This is a genomic window from Pseudoduganella umbonata (assembly GCF_014192225.1).
Taxonomy (GTDB): domain Bacteria; phylum Pseudomonadota; class Gammaproteobacteria; order Burkholderiales; family Burkholderiaceae_D; genus Rugamonas; species Rugamonas umbonata.
This window is the reverse complement of sequence record NZ_JACHXS010000002.1, coordinates 265,297-287,445: the sequence shown is the minus strand read 5'-3', so window position 1 is coordinate 287,445 and position 22,149 is coordinate 265,297. Positions and strand designations below refer to the sequence as shown.

Sequence of the window (22,149 nt, the reverse complement as noted above, 5' to 3'; positions counted from 1 at the left end):
AAATTGGCGAAAACAACACTGCCGGCGTGCTACCGATGCACGCCGGGCAAGGCTTCATGTGGAATGTCCGGTCCCGGCAGTCTGGCACGGAAGCAGGCGCACAGGCAGGCCGCAGCGCAGGCAGGCGGCAGCGCAGGCTGCCGGCCGTAGGTCAGCCGGCCAGGAACTGGTCGACGATGCCGGCCGAGCCGAAGGCGGCGCGCCGCAGGCGGTCGTTGATGCCGAGCCAGGCGTCGTGCTGCGGCGGGGTTTCGACGAGGATCAGTTCCACGCCGGCCCGGTCCATCGTGCGCAGCGCGGCGTACAGGCCGAACGCGTAGCCGGCGGGATCGCTCGGCAGCAGCTCCTGCGCGCTGGCCTGCACCAGCATCGGCGAATAGCGGATGACGGCGACACTTCGGCCGCGGCCGGCCAGCGTCGTCAGCAGGCCGGGCAGCCGCCCCGTATCGGCCAGTGCGACGGGAGCCTTCGGTGCGTAATGCGATTCCAGCGTGCCCGATGCGCGCGGCGCGGCGGCATCCGGCGCGGCGGGCATGGCACCGATCACGGCGGCGATCTCGGCGGCGCCGATGTGGCCGGGCCGCAGCAGCACCGGGCCATGCGTGGCCAGCCGCGACAGGTCGACGATCGTCGATTCGATGCCGACCTGGCTGGAGCCGCCATCGAGCACGGTGATCGCACCGGCGCCGGCTTCCTCATTGAACTCGTCCCTCACGTGCTGCGCCGTGGTCGGGCTGACGTTGCCGAACTTGTTCGCCGACGGCGCGGCGACACCGCCCCTGCCTCCCTTGAAGGCGGCCAGCAGCGCCATCGCCACCGGGTGCGACGGGCAGCGGATGCCCACCGTATCCTGCCCGCCGGAGACGGCATCGGGAATGTGCGCGTTGCGCTTGACGATCATCGTCAGCGGACCGGGCCAGAAAGCCTGCGCCAGCTTCCTCGCCTCGTCCGGCAGCTCCGCCGCCCAGTAATCGAGGTCGGCGCCGGGCGCCACGTGCACGATCACCGGATGGTCCTGCGGCCGGCCCTTCGCCGCGTAGATGGCGGCGACGGCGGCCGGGTTCTCCGCATCGGCACCGAGGCCGTACACGGTCTCGGTGGGAAACGCCACCAGCGCGCCCGCTTCCAGGCGCGCGGCGGCGTCGAGGATCGCCCCCTCCGTCACGGCGCGATACCCAGGATGGCGCAGGCGGCCGCCAGCTGCTGCCGGGCTTCCGCCAGCGTAGGCGCGACGAACGTGATATGGCCCATCTTGCGGCCAGGACGGGGATCGTCCTTGCCGTACAGGTGCAGGCAGGCGCCGGGCAGCGCAACGATCTTGTCCCACGCCGGTTCGCTCTCGCTCTCGCCGTCGAACCACACGTCGCCCAGGATGTTCAGCATCACGGCCGGCGAATGCTGGCGCACGTCGCCCAGCGGCAGCTTCGCCATCGCCCGCACCTGCTGCGCGAACTGGCTCGTCACGCAGGCGTCGATCGTGTAGTGGCCGCTGTTGTGCGGCCGCGGCGCCATTTCGTTGACGACCAGCGTGCCGTCGGCCAGCACGAAGAACTCGATGCACAGCACGCCGACGTAGCCCAGCTCGGCCACGATCGCCTGCGCCGCATCCTGCGCCTTGCGAGCGCTATCGGCGGACACGTTCGGCCCCGGCACCGTGGTGGTGAACAGGATGCCGTCGCGGTGCACGTTCTCGGCGATCGGGTAGACCACCGATGCGCCATCGGCGCCACGCGCCGTCAGCACGGAGACCTCATACGCCAGCGGCAGCATTTTCTCGAGCAGGCAGGTCACCTGCCCCATGCCTTCGAACGCCGCGCGCACTTCCTCGCGGGTCTTCACGCGCACCTGGCCCTTGCCGTCATACCCCATGCGCACGGTTTTCAGGATGCCGGGCAGCAGGTCGTCGGCAATCGCTTCGATGTCTTCCAGCGAAGCGATCACCTTGTGCGGCGCCGGCAGCACGCCGGATTTCGGCGCGCACGACACGAAGAACGATTTCTCGGCGATACGGTCCTGCGCGACGGAGACGCCATGGGCGTTGGGTGCCACGAACACGGCCTGCGCCAGGCGCGACAGGCTGTCGGCCGGCACGTTCTCGAATTCGGTGGTGACGGCCACGCATTGCGCAGCCAGCGCATCGAGGCCGGCCGCATCTTCATATGCGGCGTTGACCAGCCGCTGGGCCACCTGGCCGGCCGGGCAATCGCCGGACGGTTCCAGCACCGCCACCTGGTAGCCCATGCTCTGGGCGGCCTGCGCAAACATCCGGCCCAGCTGGCCGCCGCCCATCACGCCCAGCCAGGCGGCCGGGTTCGCGGTGGGCAAGGATGGGGAAAGCTTCACATTACTCATTGACTGGCAGGATCATGGCTTTCGCGGCGGCCGTCTGCTGGGTGCGGAACGCTTCCAGCTGGGCGGCCAGGGCATCGTCGGTCGTGGCGATGATGGCGATGGCGGTCAGGGCGGCGTTGGCGGCGCCCGCCTCGCCGATGGCAAACGTCGACACGGGCACGCCTTTCGGCATCTGCACGATCGACAGCAGCGAATCCTCGCCGCGCAGGTACTTCGACGGCACCGGCACGCCCAGCACGGGCACCACGGTTTTCGCCGCGACCATGCCCGGCAGGTGGGCGGCGCCGCCGGCACCGGCGATGATCGCGCGCAGGCCGCGCGCACGCGCCGTTTCGGCATAGGTGAACATCTCGTCCGGCATGCGGTGCGCGGAAATCACCTGTGCCTCGAAGGGGATGCCGAACTGCTTCAGCATCGACACGGCATGCTGCATCACGTCCCAGTCCGACGACGAGCCCATGATCACGCCAACCAGCGGCCTGGCGTTCGGCTGTTGATTCGTGTCGGCCATCACGCGACCTTCAGCTTCTCGCCCGTCAGGCGTTCGATCGCTTCGAAGTATTTCGCCTGGGTTTTTTCGATGACGTCGGCCGGCAGCGCGGGTGCCGGCGGCGTCTTTTTCCACTCCGTCAGCGTTTCCAGGTAATCGCGCACGAACTGCTTGTCGTACGACGGCGGCGACATGCCCGGCGCGTACGAGTCGGCCGGCCAGAAGCGCGACGAGTCGGCCGTCAGCACTTCATCCATCAGGTGCAGCACGCCGTTGTCGTCCAGGCCGAACTCGAACTTGGTGTCGGCGATGATGATGCCGCGCGTTGCCGCGTAATCGGCGGCGGTCTTGTACAGTTCGATAGAGATGTCGCGCATTTTCGCGGCCAGTTCGGCGCCGATGCGCTGTTCCATCTCGGCAAAGCTGATGTTTTCGTCATGCTCGCCCAGGTCGGCCTTGGCGGCCGGCGTGAACAGCGGCTCGGCCAGCTTGTCGGCCTGGCGCAGGCCGGCCGGCAGTTCGATGCCGCAGACGCTGCCGGTGGCCTGGTAATCCTTCCAGCCCGAACCGATGATGTAGCCGCGCACCACGGCTTCCACCAGGATCGGCTTCAGGCGCTTGGCAACCACCGCCCGGCCTTTGACCTGTTCCACTTCTTCCGGTGCCACCACCGATTCCGGTGCTACGCCGGTCAGGTGGTTCGGCACGATGTGGCCGAGCTTCTCGAACCAGAAGTCGCTCATCTGGTTCAGCACCATGCCCTTGCCGGGAATCGGCTCGTTCATCACGACGTCGAAGGCGGACAGGCGGTCGGTGGTAACGATGAGGATCTTGTCGTCGCCAACGGCATAGTTATCGCGGACCTTGCCGTGGCCGAGCAATGGCAGGGAGGAAATGGAGGTCTGGTAGAGGCTTTTCATAGGGGCGATCTTGAATAATTGCCAAGTAGTCGGCAATCAATAAGCTATAAAGCAAAACCGGCGGGGAGGAGAAATCTCCCGCCCGCCGATCGAGAGTCTCCGGATCCGAAAATCCGAAAGACAGGATTTTACTTCACTATCTGCGCAAGTTCACCGGCCTTGTAGCGTTCCGCCATCTTTTCCAGCGGGATCGGCTTGATTTGCGAGGCGCGGCCTTCGCAGCCGAATGCCAGGAAACGGGCCTTCACGACTTCTTCCGCAGCCAGGCGCGCCGGCTTCAGGTAGTCGCGCGGATCGAACTTCGACGGGTTCTGGAACAGGTACTTGCGGATCGCCGCCGTCATGGCCAGGCGGATATCCGTGTCGATGTTGATCTTGCGAACACCGTGGCGGATGCCTTCCTGGATTTCCTCGACGGGCACGCCGTAGGTTTCCTTCATGTCGCCGCCGAATTCGCGGATGATGGCCAGCAGTTCCTGCGGCACCGACGACGAACCGTGCATCACCAGGTGCGTGTTTGGAATACGCGCGTGGATTTCCTTGATGCGGTCGATCGCCAGGATGTCGCCGGTCGGCTTGCGGGTGAACTTGTAGGCGCCGTGCGAGGTGCCGATGGCGATGGCCAGCGCGTCGCACTGGGTGCGCTCGACGAAGTCGGCGGCCTGGGCCACGTCCGTCAGCAGCTGTTCGCGGGTCATCGTGCCATCCGCGCCGTGGCCGTCTTCCTTGTCGCCCTTCATCGTTTCAAGCGAGCCCAGCACACCCAGTTCCGCTTCGACGGTCACGCCGATCGAGTGCGCGAATTTCACCACTTCGCGCGACACGTCGACGTTGTATTCGTACGATGCGACCGACTTGCCGTCCGCTTCCAGCGAACCGTCCATCATCACGGACGAGAAGCCGGAACGGATCGCGGCCATGCAGACCGCCGGCGACTGGCCGTGGTCCTGGTGCATCACGACCGGGATGTGCGGATAGGCTTCGATGGCCGCGTCGATCAGGTGGCGCAGGAAGGCTTCGCCGGCATATTTACGGGCGCCGGCCGAAGCCTGCATGATCACCGGGCTGTTGACGGCATCGGCGGCAGCCATGATGGCCTGCACCTGCTCCAGGTTGTTGACGTTGAATGCTGGCAAGCCATAGCCGTTTTCGGCGGCATGGTCCAGCAGCTGACGCATGGATACGAGAGACATGGTAATACTCCAAACAAATAAAAACCTGTGTGGAGAGACGGGAGGCCGCGGGGAGGACTGCGCGCGCTGGGGGGCAATCCTGGCTGCTGGCTGGCGTCTCTCCTGAATTCTTTAGGAGAACTCTCCTACTTTGACGATCTTCAGCGCATTGGTGCCGCCCACCTGGCCCATCGGCTCGCCCCAGGTCACGACGATCATGTCGCCCTTCTTCGCGATGCCGTATTCGACCAGCAGTTCCTCGGCCTGTTTCAGCACTTCGCTGCTGGTGCCCTGCTGCAGCAGGTAATGCGCGCGCACGTTCCGGAAGATCGACACCTTGCGCTGCGTGGTCACGCTCGGCGTCAGCGCGAAGATCGGCGTATCGATGTTGTGACGGCTCATCCACAGCGGCGTGGAGCCCGATTCGGTCAGCGCCACGATCGCCTTCACGCGCAGGTGGTGCGCGGTGAACAGTGCGCCGTAGGCGATCGACTGGTCGATGCGGCTGAAACGCACGTTGAGGAAATCGGCGTCCAGCTTATTGTATTCGGATTGTTCGGCTTCGACGCACACGGCGGCCATCATCTCGACGGTCTCGACCGGGTAGCGGCCCGACGCCGTTTCGGCGGACGTCATCACCGCATCGGTGCCGTCCAGCACGGCGTTGGCCACGTCGGACACTTCGGCGCGGGTCGGCACGGCGTTGAAGATCATCGATTCCATCATCTGCGTGGCGGTGATGGCGAACTTGTTCGATTCGCGCGCCATGCGGATCATGCGCTTCTGCAGCGCCGGCACGGCGGCATTGCCCACTTCCACGGCCAGGTCGCCACGGGCGACCATGATGCCATCGGAGGCGTTGAGGATTTCCTGCAGCGCCGGAATCGCTTCGGCGCGCTCGATCTTGGCGATCATCTGCGGCTTGTGGCCATACGGCTCGCCGGCGATGTTGGCCAGCTGGCGCGCCATCGCCATGTCGGTGGCGCTTTTCGGGAACGAGATGGCCAGGTAGTCGGCCTGGAAGCTCATCGCCGTCTTGATGTCTTCCATGTCCTTCGCGGTCAGCGCCGGCGCCGTCAGGCCGCCGCCCTGGCGGTTGATGCCCTTGTTGTTCGACAGTTCGCCGCCGATCTTCACCGTGGTGTAGATCTCGTGGCCGACGATCTTGTCGACCACCAGCACGATCAGGCCGTCGTTCAGCAGCAGCACGTCATTGCCGCGCAGGTCGGCCGGCAATGCCTTGTAGTCGAGGCCCACGCGTTCCTGGTTGCCCAGCTCGCCGTTTTCGCCCCATTTCGCGTCGAGGATGAACTTGTCGCCGTTGACCAGGTCGATCTTGCCGCCTTCGAACTTGCCGACGCGGATCTTCGGGCCCTGCATGTCGGCCATGATCGCCACTTCCCGCCCGCACTCCGCCGCCGCCTGCCGCACGAGGTTGGCGCGATCGATGTGATCCTGCGCCTTGCCGTGCGAGAAGTTCAGGCGCACCACGTCCACGCCCGCCCGGATCATCCGGATCAGAACGTTCAGGTCGGTGGAAGCGGGGCCGATGGTTGCGACGATTTTGGTGCTACGAGACATTGCGGATTCCTCGAAGAGTGGGTCGATCACGTGGCCGATCGATGGGGACCGATCGGGTTCAAGTCGTTCAAAGAGAAAAGCGCAGCGACCAGGCGCTGCGCTTTTTCATTTAGGTAGCGCTACGCTCGTTTGAGCGAGACTCCAAAATTTCCACTGCCGGGAGAGTTTTGCCTTCGAGGAATTCCAGGAAGGCCCCGCCGCCGGTGGAGATATAACCGATTTTATCGGTAATGGCGTATTTTGCAATCGCCGCCAGTGTATCGCCGCCGCCGGCGATCGAGAAGGCTTTCGAGTCCGCAATCGCCAGCGCCAGCGTCTTCGTGCCTTCGCCGAACTGGTCGAACTCGAACACGCCGACCGGGCCGTTCCAGACGATGGTGCCGGCCGCTGCGATCTGGCCTGCCAGCTGCTGGGCCGTTTTCGGGCCGATATCGAGGATCATGTCGTCGTCGGCCACGTCCGCCACGTCCTTGACGGTCGCCGCCGCGGTCGGCGAGAACTCCTTGGCGCACACCACGTCGACGGGAATCGGCACCTGCGCACCGCGCTTGGCCATCATGTCGATGATGGCTTTGGCTTCTTCGACCAGGTCGGGCTCGGCCAGCGACTTGCCGATCTTCAGGCCGGCAGCCAGCATGAACGTGTTGGCGATGCCGCCGCCGACGACCAGGTTATCGACCTTGTCGGCCAGCGATTTCAGGATCGACAGCTTGGACGACACCTTCGAGCCGGCAACGATCGCCAGCAGCGGGCGGGCCGGCGCGCCCAGCGCCTTGCCCAGCGCATCGAGTTCGGCGGCCAGCAGCGGGCCGGCAGCGGCAACCGGTGCGAACTTGGCGATACCGTGCGTGGACGCTTCGGCGCGGTGCGCGGTGCCGAACGCATCGTTCACGTAGACATCGCACAGTTTCGCCATTTTCTGCGCCAGTTCGTCGGCATTCTTCTTTTCGCCCTTGTTGACGCGCACGTTTTCCAGCAGCACGACCTGGCCGTCCTGCAGGTTGTCCAGGCCGGCACCGTCGACCCAGTCCCGCTTCAGTTCGACCGGCTGGCCGAGCAGTTCCGCCAGGCGCGCGGCGACGGGCGCCAGGCTGTCTTCATCCTTGAACTCGCCTTCGGTCGGACGACCCAGGTGGGACGTGACCATGACCTTCGCGCCGGCCTTGACGGCGGCCTGGATCGCCGGAACGGAAGCGCGCACGCGCGTATCTTCGGTGATATTGCCGGCATCATCCTGCGGCACGTTGAGGTCGGCGCGGATGAACACCCGCTTGCCTTGCAGCGCGTTTTGCGCGATCAGATCCTGGAGACGAATGAAGGACATGGCTTCCAATGGGACAAGTGGTAGAAAGATCACTATTTTACCGCATGCCCGGGGGTGCCCGGCCTTATTGGTATAAATGTAACAACCGTAACGCCGTGAAGAACAGCATGCCGAACACGATGGTTTCCAGCATGCGGCGGCGCCAGGCAAACCACGCCACCGAGGCAATGCCGGCAATTAGCCTGGCATTGCCCAGGTCGAGGTGGACGACGCCGGCGCCATCGAGCAGCAGATCCGGCGCGATGATGGCGGCCAACGCACACGAGGGCGCATAGCGCAGCATCTCCTGCACCCGCGGCGGGATCGTGACCTTGTGGCCCACCAGCCAGAAGCCGCTGCGCGTGAGCGCCGTGGCGATCGCCAGCGAGACGATGACGATCCAGATTTCCAGGTCAGACATGGTTGGCCTTGTTGTCTTGCTTGCTGTCTTGCTTGCTGTCTTGCTTGCGTTTTGCCTGGCGCCGGTCGCCGGTTTCCTCAGCCACCATCGCCGTCACCATCCCCACCACCACCGCGGCCAGCAAGCCCAGCTTGTAAGGCAGGTCGGCCGCCAGCACGGACACTGCGGCGGCCACCAGGACCCCGCACAGCGCGGGCTTGCTGGCCACCATCGGCACCAGGATGCAGACGATCGCCAGCGTGCCGGCAAAGCCCAGCCCCCAATCGGTGGGCACGGCATTGCCGAGGAAAATGCCGATGATGGAACCGATCTGCCATGCCGCGCAGTTCGGGTACAGCAAGCCTTTCAGGAACGACACCTTGCCGGGCGCGGGCTCGGGATCGGGGTAGCGCTGCAGGTACAGGGCCACGGAAATGTCGCCCGACACGAAGCCGAGCCCCAGGCGCTTGTGCCAGGGCAGCGAGGCGAAATGCGGGGCAAGCAATACCGAGAAAATGACGAAGCGCAGGTTGATGACGAGCGCGGTGACGAAGATCACCCAGACCGGCGCGTTGGCGGCGATCAGCGGCAGCGCGGCCAGCTGGGCCGAGCCGGCAAACACCAGCAGGGTCATTCCCAGGGCCTGCGGAATCGTCAGGCCCGATTTGATCATCGCCACACCGACCACCACGCCCCACGCACCGATGCCGAACAGGGTCGGCAGGCCGGTACGGAAACCGTCGCGCCAGGCGGCGGGGTCGTGGGTGTCAAAGTCTTGGTCGCTCATGTGGTGTCAGCGCCACACATCGCAAACTCGCTGGCGGCCGGGGCTTTGATTGGATGAAAGATGCTCTGGAATGAGCGCGACATTGTACTGGCGATTCTTCAGGCTCGCCCGAATCCGTTAAAATCGTGCTTTTTGAACCCGGAGCACCAGAAGATGACCCAAGCCACCACGCCAGTCGAACTCGAAGGTAAGGACCTGCCGGCATACTGCCCGAACCCGGCCATGCCGCTGTGGTCCTCGCACCCGCGCGTGTTCCTGGACTTCGCCAAGAACCAGGAAGCGAAGTGCCCGTACTGCGGCACTACGTATCGCCTGAAGCCGGGCACGGTCGTCGGTCACCACTGAATATGACGAGAATCGTCCCGATACTGCGTTGCAAATGGGCACAAGGCATTGAGCCTTGCGCCCATTTGCGCCTTGTCTCGAAACGATTTCGCCACATTCCCTGTTATTGAATAGGGCGGAGGCAGCATGAAGAAAAAGCAGCATAACGGCAGCCCCGCCGAAGTCGAAGCGGCCTTCTACGACGCGCTGAACCGCGCCGACGTGGACGCGCTGATGGCGCTGTGGGCCGATGACGAGGAAATCGTCTGCGTGCACCCGGGCGGCACCCGCCTGCTCGGCCACCGCGCGATCCGCGAATCGTGGGAGCTGTTGCTGGAACACGGCGGCCTGCACATCCTGCCCTCCCAGCTGCATGAAATGCACAACCTGATGAGCGCCGTGCACACCGTGGTCGAAGGCGCCACCGCCGCCACCGGCGAGCCGCAACACCTGGTGGCCACCAACGTCTACCTGAAAACGCCGAAAGGCTGGCGCATGTCCGTCCACCACGTCTCGGTCGCTCCGGGCCCCGTGCCGACCGACCCGCCCAGCCAGGTACTCCACTAGCCATCCCCAAAATAGGGACGGACCCTGTTTTCCGGGAAACATTTCCCTAAAAATGGGGACGGACCACATTTTTAGGGAAATGTTTCTGGAAACCTGGACGGTCCGCTGCTGTGGTCTGTCACCGGTTTTCCTGCGCCCATGAATTACACCGCTCCCTTCTGGCTGCCCAACGGCCACTTCCAGACGATCTACCCGGCCAAGTGCATTCCAAAGCCGGCGGTGCGTTTTCGCCGCGAGCGCTGGGATACGCCGGATGGCGATTTCATCGACGTCGATTTCGTCGATGGCGTGCCCGGCCAGCCGTTCGTCGTGCTGTTCCACGGCCTGGAAGGCTCGTCCGACAGCCATTACTGCCGCGCGCTCGGCAAGGAACTGATGGAGCGCGGCTGGTCCGGCGCGATTCCCCACTTCCGCGGCTGCTCGGGCGAGCTGAACCTGGCGCCGCGCTTCTACCACTCCGGCGACGCGGCCGAGGTCGACTGGGTGCTGCGCCGCCTGCAGCCGCGCGCGACAGGAAAATTCTATGCATGCGGTGTATCGCTGGGCGGCAATGCTTTGCTGCGCTGGCTGGGCGAGTCGCAGCACTCTGCGGAATTCGTCGACGCCGCGGTGGCCGTCTCCGCGCCGCTCGACCTGGCGCGTGGCGGCGAGGCGCTGGGGCGCGGCTTCAATCGCCTGTACCAGCGCATGTTCCTGGAGACGCTGAAACCGAAGTGCGCGGCCAAGCTGGCGCATTTCCCCGGCCTGTTCGACCTCAATGCGATGCAGGCCGCGCGCGACCTGTACACGTTCGACAACGTGGTGACGGCGCCGCTGCACGGCTATCGCAACACGGACGATTACTGGAACCGCGCCAGCGCGAAGCACGTGCTGGGCGACATCACCGTGCCGACCCTCGTGCTGAACGCGCTGAACGATCCGTTCCTGCCCGGTATCCACTTGCCGCGCCGGGCCTCGAAGCACGTGGTGCTCGACTATCCGGAAGAAGGCGGCCACGTGGGCTTCGCCACCGGCCGCCTGCCGGGCTCGCTGATGTGGCTGCCGCGCCGGATGGTGCACTTCCTGGAAGGCGGCCGCAGCATCGGCGCGCCGCAGTCCGCGCCTTTATGTGAAGCTTGAGCCATGGATGATATTGTCAAACAGGCCATGGCCAAGTGGCCGAATGTACCGCACTGCTACGGCTGGCTGGCGCTGGACGCGCGCGGCAACTGGCGCATGCGCGACGACCACGCGCAGCGCCATGCGCTGCCCGGCGACAAGCTCGCGAACGCGGCGCTGATCGGTTTCATTGCCCGCAACTACCAGCGCGATGAGCGGGGTTGCTGGTATTTCCAGAACGGCCCGCAGCGCGTGTACGTGAACCTGGAAACCACGCCGTTCGTCGCCCGCACCGATCCTGTCCACGGTTTCGTGCTGCACACCGGCGCGCCGCTGGAACATGTCGCGGCGGCGTTCATCACGGAGGCGGGCGAACTGATCCTGCAGGCGGGCGACATCGTTGCCCAGCTGGACGACCGGGACGTGGCCCAGGTGCTGGGCACCGTCGAGGCGGCAGGCGAACCGCTCGGCGACGAAGCGCTGCTGGCGTGGCTCGAAGGCGGCGCGCTGGCCACCCCGGCCACGCTGAAGGTCAGCGGCAGTTGCGTGCCGTTGCAGAGAACGGATCGCGACGCTGTAGCGGATCGCTTCGGCTTCCGGAAGGTTCCCACGCCGGCCGGGTGACGTCCGCGCAGTCCCGCTCCGCCTTGTTGCCGTTGCGGCCGAACGGATCGTCCTTGGCCGCACCTGTCCCCGTACCTGCGCCGGCACCACTGCCTGCGCCAGTCGTGCCGGCGCTGACGCGGAACGAGGCGCTGCCGAAATCCTTGTCCTTGCCCTTCTCCCCCATCGCCTCGCGCCGCTTGGCCTGCCACTCGCGCTCGCGCGCATCGATCACCGCCTGCTCGTAGAACGACGCATCGGACGACTTGCGCGCCAGTTGCAGCTGGTCGAGCGCGGCCATGGTGCCGCCCAGCAGCGCATACGATTCGGCCAGCGCGATGTGCTGCAGCGCGATCTTGCCCATCTTCGAATACGCCTGCGCCAGCAAGTCCTGCAATTCGGGTTCGCTGCGGTATTGCTGGATCTGGTCGCGCAGGAAGCGCTCGGCCTGCTCCGGCTTGCCGCCCTTGATCAGCGCATCCGCATATTGCCAGGCGATGCCGCGCGACAGCGGGTACCTGGCGTGGGCCTGCTCCCCTTCGACGATGGCCTGGGCGAGCACTTCCGGGTTCTTCTCCTGGTCGACCTTGATCTCCAGCGACGTGTACGCGAGCACGCTCTCGGCGATGCCCTTCGGCAGCGGCGAGCTGAAGGCGCCCGGCGCGGGCGGCCGTTCGACCGTCACGCGCGCCTTGTCGAGCCAGCTTTGCGCGCCCTTGTAGTCATCGCGCTGCAGGGCCAGGAACGCCATGCCGTACTGCCCGGCGGCGATCTCGTGGCGGCTTTGCTGCGCCATCTGGTTGCGGAAGAATTCTTCCGACTGGGCATAGCCCTTGGTCGACTGGTCCTGCAGCACGCGCGCACGCGAGCGGACGAGGAAGAAATCCAGCGCATCCACCCGCTGCCGGTATGGAGCCTCGCGGATGCGCGCCTGGATGTCGGCGATCCGCTCGGTTGTCAGCGGGTGGCTCATCAGCCACGGCATCGACGTGTCGTACATCTTCGTTGCATTCTGCATGCGCTGGAAGAAGGCCACCATGCCGGAGGTCTCGTAGCCGGCCGCGCCCATGATCTGGAAGCCGACCCGGTCCGCCTCGCGCTCGGCTTCGCGGCCGAAGTTCAGCTGGCGCTGGATCGCCACGCCCTGCCCGCCCATCATCACGCCCATCGCCGCGTCCGGGCTGTCCTTGGCGACCAGCGCCGCCAGGACCATCGCCGCCAGCGGAATCAGCGCATCGGTCTTCTGCTCGCCCAGCTGCCGGGCGATGTGCCGCTGCGCCACGTGCCCGATCTCGTGCGACAGCACCGACGCCAGCTCCGATTCCGACTGCGCGGCCAGCAGCAGCGCCGAGTGCACGCCGATGAAGCCGCCCGGCAGCGCGAACGCGTTCAGCATCGGATCGCGCACGGCGAAGAAGAAGTAATCGTAGTTCGCTTCGCCGCGCGCCCCGGGCCGGGCCGTGACCAGCGTATTGCCCAGGTTGTTCAGGTAGTCGATGATCGGCGGATCGTCGAGATAATCGCGATTGAAGCGGATATCGCGCATGATCTCCTCGCCCAGCTTGCGCTCGATGATGGGTGACAGCGCCTCGCGCGACGTGTCGCCCAGGCTCGGCAGGCTCGGCACGTTGGTCGGCGCCTGCGCGCGCGCGGCGGGAGAAATGGACGACACCGCAAGCGAAACGGCGAGGGACAGGAGGAAGCGGCGGGGAAATCGGATGGCATTCACGGTGCTATGATACCTGTTCATTCATCAGTAACTCGGTTGTCCGCATGTCCGAACTCACTCACTTCGATACCGCCGGCCAGGCCCACATGGTCGACGTCGGCGCCAAGGCCGAAACCCACCGCATCGCCATCGCCACCGGCAGCATCCGGATGAAACCGGAAACGCTGGCCATCATTCTATCGGGAACCGCCAAGAAGGGGGACGTCCTCGGCATCGCCCGCATTGCCGCCATCATGGGCGCCAAGCGCACCAGCGACCTGGTGCCCCTGTGCCATCCGCTGGCACTGACCCGCGTGACCGTCGATTTCGAGACCGATGAAGCCGGATCGTCAGTACATTGCCGCGCGCAGGTGGAAACCTACGGCAAGACCGGCGTCGAGATGGAGGCGCTGACCGCCGTGCAGGTGGGGCTGCTGACCGTGTACGACATGTGCAAGGCCGTCGACCGGGGCATGGTGATGACGGAGATCCGCGTGCGGGAAAAGCATGGCGGGAAGTCGGGGGACTGGTCGGCGACCAGTTAGTCGCCTAAGCGATAATTGCTCTCGGCTAATGCAAAAAGCCCGGCAATGCCGGGCTTTTTGTTGGAAAACAATATTTACATTTTCGGCAGATACTTGTCAGCGACGGTGCTAGTGGTTGCATTGACCGTGGTGGTGCACTGGGCGCCTTCCACGCAGGCGATGTCGTAGACGATGCTGTCGCCATCGATTTCGGCGATGTTGGTGTCTTTCATCACGACCGTTACGGTGCCGGCAGTTGCCGAGGTGCCAGCAGCGGTCACCGACGTCACGTACTTGCTCGTGATGGTCGTGTTGGTCGGCAGGTTGAGCGAAGCATTGTTGGTGGTAGCGCTCAGCGAGCCTTCATTGAAAGCTTGTGCAATGGCCAGGCGCGCTGGTTGCGAGATGGAGCTAGCTTCGCTGACCTTGGCTTTCGCGGTGTAGTCGCTATACGCCGGAATCGCCACGGCGGCCAGGATACCGATGATCGCCACGACGATCATCAGTTCGATCAGGGTGAAACCGCCTTGGGCTTTCTGGTTCATGGATTTCATGGTGTTGCTCCTTCAGGTAAAAAACGAAACGGGTTGGGATGATTGATGTAGAGCAATCCTCGTGCCAGCCCGGTTTGTCCTATTTCCATGCCGAAAAATGCCAATCGTGGCAGTTCCCACTGGAAATAGTGACAAATTCCGTCACATCGATGTCCTAGATTGTCAGGTGCAAGGATCGTCATCTGACGAATTTTGTCAGCCCAGCCGGAATGTCATTCGCGTGCCGGAAAGATCCAGGACGTCGCCATCGGCCAGCGCCTGCGGCAATTTGCCGAGCGGCGCGCCGTTCAGCAGCGGCACGCGGTCGCCGTCGGCATGCACGGCGGCATACCCCGCTTCCGTACGGTTGACGGTGACGACCTGCACGCCGGCGCGGCCGAGGCTGGTCTGGGGCTTGTTCAGTTCGAGCAGGCGACCGGCGTTGCTGCCGTTCAGCACCTCGATGCGGGCTGGCGCAAGCGGGAGCGGCAGAGCGGGAACACCGCTGATCGGCCGTATGCCGTCGGCCACGAATTCGATCCGGTACTTGGCCAGCTTGATCGTGTCGCCGTGCTGCAGGAAATGCTTGCCGACCCGGTGGCCGTTGACGAAGGTGCCGTTGGTCGACTGCAGGTCTTCCAGGAACGAATCGTCGAGGATCGTCGTGATGGCCGCGTGTTCGCCGCTCACGGTCTGGTGTTCCAGCACGATATCGTTATGGCCATGGCGGCCGACCGTCATGCGCTCTTTCGTCAGCTGCACGGTTTTTTCCAGCACGCCGTCGCGCGAGATCAGGATCTTGGCCAACGCAGTTCCTCCAATCGTCTTCTCCAAAAAATAACGGGGGCCGCAGCCCCCGTCATTATGGAACAACTTGCTGGAATTACAGCATTGCCTTCAGCAGCTTGGCCATCTCGGACGGGTTCTTCGTCACGGTGATGCCGCACTCTTCCATGATTGCCAGCTTGGCTTCGGCGGTATCGGCACCGCCGGAGATCAGCGCGCCGGCGTGGCCCATGCGCTTGCCCGGAGGAGCGGTAACACCGGCGATGAAGCCGACGACCGGCTTCTTCATGTTGTCCTTGATCCAGCGCGCAGCGTTGGCTTCGTCAGGACCGCCGATTTCGCCGATCATGATGACGGCGTCGGTGTCCGGATCGTCGTTGAACATGCGCATCACGTCGATGTGCTTCAGGCCGTTGATCGGGTCACCGCCGATGCCCACGGCCGACGACTGGCCCAGGCCCAGCGCGGTCAGCTGGCCGACCGCTTCGTACGTCAGCGTGCCCGAACGGGACACGACGCCGATACGGCCTTTCTTGTGGATGTGGCCCGGCATGATGCCGATCTTGATCTCGTCCGGCGTGATCAGGCCTGGGCAGTTCGGGCCCAGCAGCAGGGTCTTCGAACCGGCCTTGGCCATGCGATCCTTGATTTCCATCATGTCGCGGACAGGAATGCCTTCGGTGATGCAAATCGCCAGTTCCAGCTCGGCTTCAACGGCTTCCCAGATCGCAGCGGCGGCGCCTGCCGGCGGCACGTAGATCACGGAAACGGTTGCACCGGTTTCCGAAGCAGCTTCCTTGACGGTAGCGTAGATTGGAATGCCTTCGAAATCTTCGCCGGCTTTCTTCGGGTTCACGCCTGCCACGAAGGCTTCGCGGCCGTTCGCGTAGTCGCGGCAACCGCGGGTGTGGAACTGGCCGGTCTTGCCGGTGATGCCCTGGGTGATGACTTTGGTGTCTTTATTGATCAGAATAGACATGTTGGTTCCTTAATTAAGCTTGACCGGCAGCAGCGGCAACAACGCTCTTCGCTGCGTCTTCCATCGTGTCGGCGGCGATGATCGGCAGGCCGGAGTCGGCCAGCATCTTCTTGCCCAGGTCTTCGTTGGTGCCCTTCATGCGCACGACCAGCGGTACCTGCAGCGAAACGGCCTTCGATGCGGTGATCACGCCTTCGGCGATGACGTCGCAACGCATGATGCCGCCGAAGATGTTCACCAGGATTGCCTTCAGGCCCGGGTTCTTCAGCATGATCTTGAAGGCTTCGGTCACTTTCTCGGCCGTTGCACCACCGCCCACGTCCAGGAAGTTGGCCGGCTCGCCGCCGAACAGCTTGATCGTGTCCATCGTGGCCATGGCCAGGCCGGCGCCGTTCACCAGGCAGCCGATATTGCCGTCCAGGGAGATGTACGCCAGGTCGAACTTCGATGCTTCGACTTCGGCCGGATCTTCTTCGTCCAGGTCGCGGTAAGCAACGATTTCCGGGTGACGGAACAGGGCGTTGGAGTCGAAGTTGAACTTCGCGTCCAGGGCGATCACTTTGCCGTCGCCGGTCAGGATCAGCGGGTTGATTTCAGCCAGCGATGCATCGGTTTCCCAGTAGGCTTTGTACAGGCCTTGCAGGTTCGCGCGCGCGTCGGCGATCGAACCTTCCGGCACGCCGATCTTGCGGGCGACGTCGTCGGCATCCGCATCGGTCAGGCCCACGGCCGGGTCGATGATCACGTTGTGGATCTTCTCAGGGTGGGACTCGGCGACTTCTTCGATGTCCATGCCGCCTTCGGAGGAAGCCATCAGCACCACGCGCTGCGACACACGGTCGGTCACCAGCGAGATGTACAGTTCCTTCTTGATGTCGGCGCCTTCTTCGATCAGCAGGCGGCGCACTTTCTGGCCGTTAGCGTCGGTCTGGTGGGTTACCAGCTGCATACCCAGGATCTGGTCGGCGTATTCTTTTACCTGTTCCAGCGACTTGGCAACCTTCACGCCGCCGCCTTTGCCACGGCCACCGGCGTGGATCTGCGCCTTGACCACCCATACCGAGCCGCCCAGGGTTTCGGCAGCTTTCACTGCTTCTTCCACGGACAGGCACGGAATGCCGCGCGGAACCGTCACTCCGAACTTCCGGAGGATTTCTTTGCCTTGATACTCATGGATCTTCATGCTGGCTTCCCTTCTGATGCTGAATTTGAAATGGGGTTTAAATGTTGCTGCTGCTTCAGTCGTGCGGCACCTGGGCCGGGGCGGCGATGTGCGCCCCCCAGCGTGGGTCGAGACCGGACGATTGGCGCGTCATCCATGGAGATGGCGTGACCGTCGTCTGGCTGAAACGATTTCTTTGCGGGTGCGTGGCGCTGGCGGCAACCGGAACCTTGGAAGCCAGCAGGGTGTCGTCGACTGGGACGATGGAATGGGTGCCGAAATCCCATGGTGCATTCCCGTGCGCGAACGCTGGGAGAGCCATGGAGCGCAGTGGGGAATGCGCACTCTTCAGAGGATTTGACAGAGACATAACACCGATGCCGCTTGCGCGGCCAAATTAGTAAGCAGCCATGTACTGATTTCGTACGTTGCCGCAGCTTCTACGGACAACCACCGCACCCGCGGTGCTGCATAAAACCACAAAAGTGTAGCACACCGGACAGGCACTGGATAGCAACGTGATCGTACAACTGCGGGCAACGAAGGCACGCAGGCCCGGCCACGCAGACGGAAAACCGGTGACAGACACCGGTTTTCGGGAAATATTTCAAAAAAACTGGTGTCTGTCACCGGTTTTCGGCCGGTTGGGGTGAAAAAAAAGCAGCCCGGGGGCTGCTCTGCGTGGCGTGAATTCTACGATGTGTGAATATCAGATATTCCCGAACTCGTCATCCGGGTCCCAGCCTTTCATGGCTGCGCGCACGGCTTTCTGCGAAAAGCCGCGCCCGATCAGGAAGCGCATCTGCTTGGCGCGGCCTTCGGCATCCTCGGCGATCTTGCCGTGGAACTTGCGGCGCCAGACTTCACAGCAGCGCGCCACTTCGTCTTCAACGAGCCCGGCCTTCAATTCCTGCAGCGCTTCGCCCTTGACGCCATGGCTTTGCAGTTCGGCCAGGATGCGGCTGTTGCCGTAGCGCGCCGAGCGGCGATGGATCAGCGATTCGGAAAAACGCTCTTCCGACAGCCACCTGTTCTTCTCCAGCCAGTCGAGCAGCGCGTCGACATCGTCGCCCTCTTCCGCGTGGCGCGCCAGCTTGCGGGCCAGTTCCAGGCGGCTGTGCTCGCGGGTGGACAGCAGGCGCAGGGCGCGGGCTTTCAGGCTGGGGGGTGGTGCGCGCATCGGTTGTCAGCAACGGGATGAAGAATCGGCCAGTATAAAAAAACATCGCCACCGCCGCAAAGCGGTCGGTGGCGATGAAGATCCAGCCCAGGATGGGTTGGGAGGGCAGACCGAAGACCGGAGCCTTCGGTCCGCCGCCATCAGTCGACGGCCTTCAGCTTCGGTGCCGGTGCATCGCCTTCGCCCGGCGGCAGTTCACGCACGCCCAGCGAAGCACGCACCTTGTTCTCGATCTCGCGGGCCAGTGCCGGACGTTCCTTCAGGAAGTTGCGGGCATTGTCCTTGCCTTGACCGATGCGCTCGCCGCCGTAGCTGTACCACGAGCCCGACTTCTCGACGATCTTCGCTTCCACGCCGAGGTCGATGATTTCGCCTTCGCGGGACGTGCCTTCGCCATACAGGATGTCGAAGTGCGCTTCCTTGAACGGTGGCGCGATCTTGTTCTTGACGACCTTGACCTTCGTTTCGTTACCGATCACCTCGTCGCCGGACTTGATCGAGCCGGTGCGGCGGATGTCCAGGCGCACGGAAGCGTAGAACTTCAGCGCGTTACCACCGGTGGTGGTTTCCGGCGAACCGAACATCACACCGATCTTCATGCGGATCTGGTTGATGAAGATGACCAGCGTGTTGGTGCGGTTGATCGAACCGGTCAGCTTGCGCAGCGCCTGGGACATCAGGCGGGCCTGCAGGCCCGGCAGCGAGTCGCCCATGTCGCCTTCGATCTCGGCGCGCGGCGTCAGCGCCGCCACGGAATCGATGACGACCATGTCGACGGAACCGGAGCGCACCAGCGCATCGCAGATTTCCAGTGCCTGTTCGCCCGTGTCGGGCTGCGAGATCAGCAGCTCGTGCAGGTTCACGCCCAGCTTTTGCGCATACGTGACATCGAGCGCGTGCTCGGCATCGATGAACGCGCAGGTACCGCCGAGCTTTTGCATTTCAGCGATCGTCTGCAGGGTGAGCGTGGTTTTACCGGACGACTCCGGGCCGTAGATCTCGACCACGCGGCCACGCGGCAGGCCGCCGACACCGAGGGCGATATCCAGGCCCAGCGAGCCAGTGGATACGGTCTGGACTTCTTCCAGCGGCGCGGAAGAGTCCATCCGCATGACGGAGCCCTTGCCGAACTGCTTTTCAATCTGAGCCAGCGCCGCGGCAAGCGCTTTGGCTTTCTCGGATGCAGGTATTGCCGCTTTCTTGTCGTCCATGATTTCTCTTAACCTTTAACTGTTCAATGATTCCGAAGTATTCCTGGGTAGATTCCTGATTACTGCTGTACCTATCCGGCACAGACAGTACTGTATATGTATCCAGTGGTTTATGCAAGCGGAATCCTGTGTTTTTACAGCGCTTTGTGATCGGGCGTCACACATTGAGTACAATGAAATTGCCTCAATGCCCGATTGCCAACATGCGTATTTTACTAGCCGAAGATGACAGCGTCCTGGCGGACGGACTAACGCGCTCGCTGCGCCAGTCCGGCTATGCCATCGACTGCGTAAAGAACGGGCAGGAAGCCGATACCGCCCTGTCCACGCAGGAGTTCGACCTGCTGATCCTGGATCTCGGGCTGCCCAAGCTGCCGGGCCTCGAAGTGCTGCGCCGGCTGCGTTCGCGCGGCTCGCTGCTGCCGGTGCTGATCCTCACGGCGGCCGATTCCGTCGAGCAGCGCGTCACGGGCCTGGACCTGGGCGCCGACGACTACATGGCCAAGCCGTTCGCGCTGTCGGAACTGGAAGCGCGCGTGCGCGCCCTGACACGCCGCGGCCAGGGCGGCGGCTCCGCCATCGTCAAGCATGGCCCGCTCACGTACGATCAGGTGGGCCGCAGCGCCTACATCAACGACCAGATGCTCGACCTGTCGGCGCGCGAACTGGGCCTGCTGGAAGTGCTGCTGGCCCGCACCGGCCGGCTGGTGTCGAAGGAACAGCTGGTCGATCACCTGTGCGAATGGGGCGAGGAAGTCAGCAATAATGCCATCGAGGTCTACGTGCACCGCCTGCGCAAGAAGATCGAGGTGGGCGGCGTGCGCATCGCCACCGTGCGCGGGCTCGGCTACTGCCTCGAGAAATATTCCAGCGCCGCCGCGGCCGAAACGAAGTGAACTCGCCGGCGGACCGGTCCGATGCGGCATGGAGTCCCGTCCTCGAGGAAGAGGAGGAAATCCAGCACTCGCTGTTCGGCGAGATCCTCGACTGGATGCTGGCCCCGCTGCTGCTGCTCTGGCCGATGAGCATCGCCATCACGTACCTGGTGGCGAAGTCGATCGCCAACCAGCCGTTCGACCACGCGCTGGAAGATGCCGTCACCGTGCTGTCGCAGCAGGTGCGCGAAGTCAACGGCACGGTGGAACACCGGCTGCCCGGCGCGGCACGCGACATCCTGCGCGCCGACGATGTCGACAGCGTCTACTTCCAGATCCTCGGTCCGCGCGGCCGCCATCTCGACGGCGACCGCGACCTGCCCCGCCCCGACCCGAAGCCGGACGACGACATGGTGCCCCCGGGCGTCGTCAGCTTCCGCAACGCCACCCTGCACGGCACGCCGATCCGCGTCGCCCATGCGTATGTGAACCTGGAAGAACATCGCGAACGCCCGCCCCGCCTGGCACTGGTGCAGGTGGCCGAAACGCTGGAAAAGCGCGCCAGGCTCGCCAACGAGATCATCAAGGGCGTGATCCTGCCCCAGTTCATCATCCTGCCGGTGGTGCTGGCGCTCGTGTGGTTCGCGCTGTCGCGCGGGCTGCTGCCGCTGGCCGAGCTGCAGGAACGCATCCGCGCCCGGCCGATCGACGATCTGTCGCCGATCGCGCCGAACCAGGTGCCGGAAGAGATCACGCCGCTGGTCCGCTCGCTCAACGACATGCTGGCCCGGCTGTCGCAATCGATCGAGATGCAGAAACGCTTCATCGCCGATGCGGCGCACCAGATGAAGACCCCGCTGGCCGGCATGCGCATGCAGTCGGAACTGGCGCTGCGCCAGACCGACCAGCACGAAATCCACCGCTCGCTGGAGCAGCTGGCGAAAAGCTCGGAGGCGGCCACCCGCCTGGTCAACCAGTTGCTGGCGCTGGCGCGGGCGGAAAACCAGCCGCAGGCCGGCACCGCCTTCGCATCGCTCGACCTGGCCGAGGTGGCGCGCAATGCCGTGCGCGACTGGGTGCCGGCATCGTTCAACTACCGCATCGATCTCGGCTACGAAGGGCCGGATGCGCCGGTGCTCATCGAAGGCAATGCCGTGATGCTGCGCGAGCTGCTGTCGAACCTGATCGACAATGCGCTGCGCTATACGCCGCAAGGCGGCAGCGTGACGGTGCGCGTCGGCGAAAGCGCATCGCCCGTGCTGGAAGTCGAGGACACCGGCCCCGGCATCCCCGCGGCCGAGCGGCTGCACGTGTTCGAGCGCTTCTACCGGATCCTGGGCAGCAGCGCCGAAGGCAGCGGCCTGGGGCTGGCCATCGTGCGCGAGATCGCCCAGCAGCATGGCGCCGAGGTCGACGTCTTCAGCAACCCGCGCGCCACCCAGCCGAAATATCCCGGCAGCCTGTTCCGGCTGACGTTCCCGGTGCGGCCCGCGCAGGCGGCCGACGAAGACGAGCCGCCACCGTATTTCGGATGAGCCCCTGGCTGAATCCCCGGCTGAACGACTGGCTGACTTTTTCACGCTGACTTTTTTTG

At 64.3% G+C, this 22,149-nt stretch carries 24 protein-coding genes; 7 read left to right on the top strand and 17 right to left on the bottom strand.

Translation table 11 applies throughout. From position 1 onward, the window contains the following. Positions 1 to 151: 151 nt before the first annotated feature. The 9 genes from FHS02_RS06320 to FHS02_RS06280 all read right to left on the bottom strand — a co-directional run bounded on the left by FHS02_RS06320 (position 152) and on the right by FHS02_RS06280 (position 9,005). Entirely contained in the window at positions 152 to 1,165 is a 1,014-nt protein-coding gene (locus tag FHS02_RS06320) for an L-threonylcarbamoyladenylate synthase (protein WP_137314843.1), read from the bottom strand. After that, positions 1,162 to 2,352: a 5-(carboxyamino)imidazole ribonucleotide synthase gene (locus FHS02_RS06315; RefSeq protein ID WP_137314844.1), complete on the bottom strand. Its 1,191-nt coding sequence runs from the start codon at positions 2,350 to 2,352 to the stop codon at positions 1,162 to 1,164. Before FHS02_RS06315 ends, FHS02_RS06320 begins: the two co-directional genes overlap by 4 nt. Next, complete coding sequence (gene purE, locus FHS02_RS06310) at positions 2,345 to 2,863, bottom strand: 5-(carboxyamino)imidazole ribonucleotide mutase (RefSeq protein ID WP_137314845.1); 519 nt, start codon at positions 2,861 to 2,863, stop codon at positions 2,345 to 2,347. The genes FHS02_RS06315 and purE overlap by 8 nt, the downstream gene beginning before the upstream one ends. Further along, on the bottom strand, positions 2,863 to 3,762 hold the full coding sequence (locus tag FHS02_RS06305) for a phosphoribosylaminoimidazolesuccinocarboxamide synthase (RefSeq protein WP_137314846.1): 900 nt from the start codon (positions 3,760 to 3,762) through the stop codon (positions 2,863 to 2,865). Before FHS02_RS06305 ends, purE begins: the two co-directional genes overlap by 1 nt. Positions 3,763 to 3,890: 128 nt before the next feature. Next, complete coding sequence (fba, locus tag FHS02_RS06300) at positions 3,891 to 4,955, bottom strand: class II fructose-bisphosphate aldolase (protein ID WP_137314847.1); 1,065 nt, start codon at positions 4,953 to 4,955, stop codon at positions 3,891 to 3,893. A gap of 111 nt (positions 4,956 to 5,066) precedes the next feature. Next, entirely contained in the window at positions 5,067 to 6,515 is a 1,449-nt protein-coding gene (pyk, locus tag FHS02_RS06295) for a pyruvate kinase (RefSeq protein ID WP_137314848.1), read from the bottom strand. A gap of 109 nt (positions 6,516 to 6,624) precedes the next feature. Beyond that, on the bottom strand, positions 6,625 to 7,839 hold the full coding sequence (locus FHS02_RS06290) for a phosphoglycerate kinase (protein WP_137314849.1): 1,215 nt from the start codon (positions 7,837 to 7,839) through the stop codon (positions 6,625 to 6,627). A gap of 64 nt (positions 7,840 to 7,903) precedes the next feature. Continuing rightward, on the bottom strand, positions 7,904 to 8,239 hold the full coding sequence (locus FHS02_RS06285; protein ID WP_137314850.1) for an AzlD domain-containing protein: 336 nt from the start codon (positions 8,237 to 8,239) through the stop codon (positions 7,904 to 7,906). Continuing rightward, on the bottom strand, positions 8,232 to 9,005 hold the full coding sequence (locus tag FHS02_RS06280; RefSeq protein WP_137314851.1) for an AzlC family ABC transporter permease: 774 nt from the start codon (positions 9,003 to 9,005) through the stop codon (positions 8,232 to 8,234). Before FHS02_RS06280 ends, FHS02_RS06285 begins: the two co-directional genes overlap by 8 nt. Positions 9,006 to 9,158: 153 nt before the next feature. Between FHS02_RS06280 and FHS02_RS06275 the strand changes: the two genes are divergently transcribed. From FHS02_RS06275 to FHS02_RS06260, 4 genes are all read left to right on the top strand, one after another. After that, entirely contained in the window at positions 9,159 to 9,350 is a 192-nt protein-coding gene (locus tag FHS02_RS06275) for a zinc-finger domain-containing protein (RefSeq protein WP_130187406.1), read from the top strand. A gap of 126 nt (positions 9,351 to 9,476) precedes the next feature. Continuing rightward, positions 9,477 to 9,896: a YybH family protein gene (locus FHS02_RS06270; protein ID WP_137314852.1), complete on the top strand. Its 420-nt coding sequence runs from the start codon at positions 9,477 to 9,479 to the stop codon at positions 9,894 to 9,896. A gap of 138 nt (positions 9,897 to 10,034) precedes the next feature. Next, positions 10,035 to 11,015 (top strand): YheT family hydrolase, encoded by a 981-nt coding sequence (locus FHS02_RS06265; RefSeq protein ID WP_137314853.1) that lies wholly within the window; start codon positions 10,035 to 10,037, stop codon positions 11,013 to 11,015. Between the two features lie 3 nt (positions 11,016 to 11,018). After that, positions 11,019 to 11,618, top strand: a complete 600-nt coding sequence (locus FHS02_RS06260; protein ID WP_137314854.1) for a DUF2946 family protein — start codon at positions 11,019 to 11,021, stop codon at positions 11,616 to 11,618. Here FHS02_RS06260 and FHS02_RS06255 read toward each other — a convergent pair. Continuing rightward, on the bottom strand, positions 11,527 to 13,347 hold the full coding sequence (locus FHS02_RS06255) for a beta-barrel assembly-enhancing protease (protein ID WP_137314855.1): 1,821 nt from the start codon (positions 13,345 to 13,347) through the stop codon (positions 11,527 to 11,529). The two genes, FHS02_RS06260 and FHS02_RS06255, sit on opposite strands and share 92 nt — an antisense overlap. Before the next feature lie 23 nt (positions 13,348 to 13,370). On the opposite strand from FHS02_RS06255, the gene moaC reads away from it, so the two are divergent. Further along, positions 13,371 to 13,850, top strand: coding sequence for a cyclic pyranopterin monophosphate synthase MoaC (moaC, locus tag FHS02_RS06250; protein WP_137314856.1), 480 nt, complete (start codon positions 13,371 to 13,373; stop codon positions 13,848 to 13,850). A gap of 74 nt (positions 13,851 to 13,924) precedes the next feature. On the opposite strand, the gene FHS02_RS06245 is transcribed toward moaC, so the two are convergent. The 7 genes from FHS02_RS06245 to recA form a co-directional block, all read right to left on the bottom strand. After that, positions 13,925 to 14,383 (bottom strand): pilin, encoded by a 459-nt coding sequence (locus tag FHS02_RS06245; protein WP_307722158.1) that lies wholly within the window; start codon positions 14,381 to 14,383, stop codon positions 13,925 to 13,927. 195 nt (positions 14,384 to 14,578) lie between these two features. After that, entirely contained in the window at positions 14,579 to 15,169 is a 591-nt protein-coding gene (locus FHS02_RS06235) for an FHA domain-containing protein (protein WP_137314857.1), read from the bottom strand. A gap of 76 nt (positions 15,170 to 15,245) precedes the next feature. Beyond that, positions 15,246 to 16,127 (bottom strand): succinate--CoA ligase subunit alpha, encoded by an 882-nt coding sequence (gene sucD, locus FHS02_RS06230; RefSeq protein WP_137314858.1) that lies wholly within the window; start codon positions 16,125 to 16,127, stop codon positions 15,246 to 15,248. Positions 16,128 to 16,140: 13 nt separating this feature from the next. After that, positions 16,141 to 17,310 carry an ADP-forming succinate--CoA ligase subunit beta gene (gene sucC, locus FHS02_RS06225; protein WP_137314859.1) on the bottom strand — a complete coding sequence of 390 codons (1,170 nt, stop codon included), beginning with the start codon at positions 17,308 to 17,310 and terminating at the stop codon, positions 16,141 to 16,143. Between the two features lie 55 nt (positions 17,311 to 17,365). Next, entirely contained in the window at positions 17,366 to 17,611 is a 246-nt protein-coding gene (locus FHS02_RS06220; RefSeq protein ID WP_137314860.1) for a hypothetical protein, read from the bottom strand. A 387-nt stretch (positions 17,612 to 17,998) separates the two neighbouring features. Continuing rightward, on the bottom strand, positions 17,999 to 18,469 hold the full coding sequence (gene recX, locus FHS02_RS06215; protein WP_137314861.1) for a recombination regulator RecX: 471 nt from the start codon (positions 18,467 to 18,469) through the stop codon (positions 17,999 to 18,001). A gap of 140 nt (positions 18,470 to 18,609) precedes the next feature. Beyond that, positions 18,610 to 19,680: a recombinase RecA gene (gene recA / locus FHS02_RS06210; protein ID WP_137314862.1), complete on the bottom strand. Its 1,071-nt coding sequence runs from the start codon at positions 19,678 to 19,680 to the stop codon at positions 18,610 to 18,612. Between the two features lie 203 nt (positions 19,681 to 19,883). On the opposite strand from recA, the gene FHS02_RS06205 reads away from it, so the two are divergent. Next, positions 19,884 to 20,576, top strand: coding sequence for a response regulator (locus FHS02_RS06205; protein ID WP_137314863.1), 693 nt, complete (start codon positions 19,884 to 19,886; stop codon positions 20,574 to 20,576). Then, positions 20,573 to 22,090 carry a sensor histidine kinase gene (locus FHS02_RS06200; RefSeq protein ID WP_229422248.1) on the top strand — a complete coding sequence of 506 codons (1,518 nt, stop codon included), beginning with the start codon at positions 20,573 to 20,575 and terminating at the stop codon, positions 22,088 to 22,090. Before FHS02_RS06205 ends, FHS02_RS06200 begins: the two co-directional genes overlap by 4 nt. Positions 22,091 to 22,149 lie beyond the last annotated feature (59 nt).